The 3,675-nt window shown below is 70.2% G+C and carries 4 protein-coding genes and 1 pseudogene; 2 read left to right on the top strand and 3 right to left on the bottom strand.

What is annotated here, in order from left to right; all coding sequences use genetic code 11:
* Window positions 1–76: 76 nt before the first annotated feature.
* The 3 genes from GRX66_RS17370 to GRX66_RS17360 form a co-directional block, all read right to left on the bottom strand.
* The gene (locus tag GRX66_RS17370) at window positions 77–733 is read right to left on the bottom strand and encodes a zinc ribbon domain-containing protein (RefSeq protein ID WP_159527635.1); all 657 of its coding nucleotides are present in this window, start codon (window positions 731–733) and stop codon (window positions 77–79) included.
* 172 nt (window positions 734–905) lie between these two features.
* On the bottom strand, window positions 906–1,433 hold the full coding sequence (locus GRX66_RS17365) for a 2'-5' RNA ligase family protein (protein WP_325064178.1): 528 nt from the start codon (window positions 1,431–1,433) through the stop codon (window positions 906–908).
* Between the two features lie 37 nt (window positions 1,434–1,470).
* A complete protein-coding gene (locus GRX66_RS17360) occupies window positions 1,471–1,665 on the bottom strand; it encodes a DUF7554 family protein (RefSeq protein WP_159527634.1) in 195 nt (64 codons plus the stop codon).
* Window positions 1,666–1,987: 322 nt separating this feature from the next.
* On the opposite strand from GRX66_RS17360, the gene GRX66_RS17355 reads away from it, so the two are divergent.
* Complete coding sequence (locus GRX66_RS17355; protein ID WP_159527633.1) at window positions 1,988–3,247, top strand: argininosuccinate synthase; 1,260 nt, start codon at window positions 1,988–1,990, stop codon at window positions 3,245–3,247.
* Window positions 3,244–3,657: pseudogene (locus GRX66_RS17350) on the top strand (argininosuccinate lyase); the annotation flags it as partial. The gene GRX66_RS17355 and the pseudogene GRX66_RS17350, both read left to right, overlap by 4 nt.
* Window positions 3,658–3,675: the final 18 nt, after the last annotated feature.

The raw sequence follows: 3,675 nt of genomic DNA, 5'->3' as shown, positions 1-3,675 counted from the left end.
CTGGCGGGTCAGCGGCAGCCCCACTCCCGGCAGGCCCGCTCGGGCCCGCTTGTGGCTTGAGCGAGGGCGGTTCGAGTTATTCGGCCTCCTGGGTTGACCCGGTTCCCGGCTCGGGGCGGAACTGCGCCGCGATCCACCCGAGGCCAGCCGCCACGGCAGCGGGAACCGCGACGAACACCAGGAACGCGAGGAAGAGTCCGCCGCGTTCCCCGATGCCGCCGTCGACGCTCACCGCGGGGCTGAGTGCGACGAACGGCACGAGCAACAGGACGGCGGCGACGGCGTAGCCGGTGTAGGCGATGGCGCCCTGGACGGTGCGCTGGCGGGCGAGCACGGCGGTCGCGGCCAGCCAGGCGAGCACGCCGGCGGCCAGCGCCCAGCCGCTCCCGGTGATCATCGCGAGCACGAACGTCCCGATGGCGCCGACGACGAGGCCGCCTGCGATGCCGACGACGACCGTCAGCGAGTCGTCGACCAGGCCGTCGGGCGCGAGGAGGGTCTCGAAGTCGATGGCGTCCCGGACGTCGAGTCGACTGCCTGGACTGTCGCTGGTAGCGGTCGGCTGCGGCGACGGCTGCCCGGCTTCGGCCTGGTCCCACACGCCGTCGTCGTCAGCGTCGTGTGCGTTCCGCTCCTCGGTGAGGTCCGCCGAACAGTGCATGCAGAACGTGGCGGTCTGCCCGATCTTGCCGCCGCACTCCGGGCACCGCGGGTCCTCGGGCGTGCCCCTCACGATTCGCGCCACCTCCGCGGACGGACAAGCGGACTGTGCACAGTACCCACACTACGTATTGGCTATATTACCCTTCATCGTTTGGGTCCGCGACACTGCCAGCGGTCAGTTCCAGCTGCCGGCTCGGCGGCGGTCAGCCGATGCGGGACGGACGATAGGGGCCACAGTCGGCCTACGCGGGCAGCGAGATGGTGTCGACGCGCTCGCCGTGTTCGGCGTCGTAGAGGTAGAGTTCGTCGATGGTCCACGTGACGGGGCCGACCTGTCGGCCGACGACGTTTTCGACGGCGCGTCGGCCCCGAAAGCCGTCAGCGTCGCGCGCGAGCGTGACGTGCGGGTCGTAGTCGTCGCCGCCCTCCATCACGGGCACCGGGTCGAACACCTCGCAGAGGCGCTCGTGGAGGAGGTGGATGCCGGGGCTTTCGACGGCGAGGTAGACGACGGGGCTGGAGCCGTTTGGCGGGTTCTCGAAGGTGTCGACTTCGGAGACGCGGGCTTCGACGGCCGGCGCGCCGGCGAGCGCGTCCTGAGCGGTCTCCCACGCCGTCCGGAGTTCCTTCCGGTCGTCGGCGGGGACGCGTTTCAGGAGGAGGGTCTGCTCGCGTCGCTCGCGCACGCGAGCGAACCCGGTGAGCGCCGGCCGGAGGTCCGCGGCCACGTCGTTGACCGCGCCCGGCACCGGAGCGTTGACGCTGTACACACCTGGTAGTGGGGCCTCGACGCTGAAAGCGCTGACGTTAGATGCGGTCCAGGAGCCAGAGCACGAGCAACACGAGGATGGCCGCGCCGATGACCGACGGCGCGAGGCTCAGGAGGCCGCCGAGGACGCCGAGGATCTCGCTGACGATCTCGACCACGAGCCAGACGACGACCAGCACGAGGACGATCTTCAGCAGGTCCTCGACGTCGAGTTTGCCGCGAGCGCGTGTCATGGACGGACGTTCTCGGAGCACTGACAAAAGCGTTCAGGCCCCCCGTGCCACGGTGACCCACGCCAGTGGTTCCCGTGTGAGAGCCGCAGGACCGCGGCAAATGCCCGGCCTGGCAGCAATGCTTATAGCGTCGGAGGCAGTTTGATGGGGTAACATGCAGTCGCCGGCCCACACCGCGCGCTCGCTCCTCGCGAGCCGCGGCGCCGGCTCCCGTCGCGTGCCGCGACGACCGGGGTCCCATTGACCCCATACTAGTTACTCCCCTCGATTCCGGTCGGTTGCACCAGTCTTCGAACGTCGCGGCACACAGATACCACAGTACATGACAGGAGGAACCGTCGCGCTCGCCTTCTCGGGCGGGCTCGACACGACAGTTTGCGTACCGCTGCTGAAAGAGGAGTACGGCTACGACGACGTCATCGGCGTCACCGTCGACGTCGGACAGCCCGATTCGGAGTTCGCGGAGGCCCACGAGACGGCCGATGCGCTCGGCGTCGAGCACTACGTCGTGGACGCGAAAGCGGAGTTCGCGGACCTCTGCTTCGACGCCGTCCAGGCGAACGCCACCTACCAGGGCTACCCGCTGGGGACCGCGCTCGCGCGCCCCGTCATCGCGGAAGCCATCCTGGAGGTCGCCGAGGAGCACGACTGCGCGGCCGTCGCGCACGGCTGCACCGGGAAGGGCAACGACCAGTTGCGCTTCGAGGCGGTGTGGCGCGCCAGCGACCTCGAGGTCATCGCGCCGGTGCGCGAACTCGGCCTCACCCGCGAGTGGGAGATCGAGTACGCCGACGAGAAGGGGCTGCCCGTGGAGTCGGGCAACGAGGGCGCGTGGAGCATCGACACGAACCTCTGGAGCCGGAGCGTCGAGGGCAGCAAGCTCGAGGACCCGGGCTACGAGCCGCCGGAGGACATCTACGACTGGACGGACGCGCCGGGTAGCGAGACCGAGACCGTCGAAATCGCGTTCGAGGGCGGCGTCCCGGTGGCGGTGGACGGCAACGAGATGGCGCCGGTGCCGCTCATCGAGTACCTGAACGACCTCGCGGGCGGCTACGGGGTCGGCCGCACGGACATGATGGAGGACCGCATGCTCGGGCTGAAGGTCCGCGAGAACTACGAGCACCCGGCGGCGACGACGCTGCTCACCGCGCACGAGGCGCTCGAACAGCTCGTCCTGACGAAAGACGAGCGCGAGTTCAGCCAGCACGTCAGCCAGCAGTGGGCCGAGAAGGCCTACGAGGGGCTCGTCGACCACCCGCTGGTCGCCGCGCTGGACGGCTACTTCGCGCAGACCCAGCAGACGGTCACGGGCACGGTCACCGTCAAGTTCGAGGGCGGGCAGGCGCGCCCGGTCGGCCGCGAGAGCGAGTACGCGGTGTACTCGGCGGACGCCGCCTCCTTCGACACGGAGACCGTAAACGGCATCGAGCAGGCCGACGCGACCGGCGTCGCGAAGTACCACGGCTTCCAGTCGCGGCTCGCGAACGCGTCGAAGCCGGAGCTCGCCGCCGACGGGAGCGCCGCCGGCAGTAGCGAGGCGAGCACCGACGAGGCCGACCAGGAGGCGACCGACGAATGAGCGACGGAGAGGGCGACGGCACGGTGGTTCGCCGCGACCGCTTCAGCGGCGGCCCCGCGCGGTCGTTCCTCTCCTCGATGGACGCCGACGACCGCATCTTCGAGGCGGACCTCGCTGTCGACCGCGCGCACGTCGTGATGCTCGCCGAACAGGGGATCATCGCCGACGACGAGGCCGCGACCATCCTGGACGCGCTCGACAGCGTGGCGGACGCGGGGTTCGACTCGCTCCCGGACGGCGAGGACGTCCACGAGGCCATCGAGACGGCGGTCGTGGACCGCGTCGGCCGCGTCGGCGGGAAGATGCACACGGCGCGCTCGCGCAACGACGAAGTGGCGGCCTGCCTCCGCGCGCAGTTCCGCGAGGACCTGCTGGCGGCACTGGACAGCGTGCTCGCGCTCCGCGAGGCCTGACCGACGTGGCAGACG

Origin of the sequence: Halobacterium bonnevillei, assembly GCF_009831555.1 — an archaeon.
GTDB classification, from domain to species: Archaea; Halobacteriota; Halobacteria; order Halobacteriales; family Halobacteriaceae; genus Halobacterium; species Halobacterium bonnevillei.
Note: the sequence above shows the minus strand (reverse complement) of the source record. Positions and strands in the feature narration are given on the sequence as shown.

Coding starts and splice junctions, on each gene's coding strand:
- GRX66_RS17360 (WP_159527634.1), bottom strand. CDS start 1,665: ATGACACGCGCTCGCGGCAAACTCGACGTCGAGGACCTGCTGAAGATC.
- GRX66_RS17355 (WP_159527633.1), top strand. CDS start 1,988: ATGACAGGAGGAACCGTCGCGCTCGCCTTCTCGGGCGGGCTCGACACG.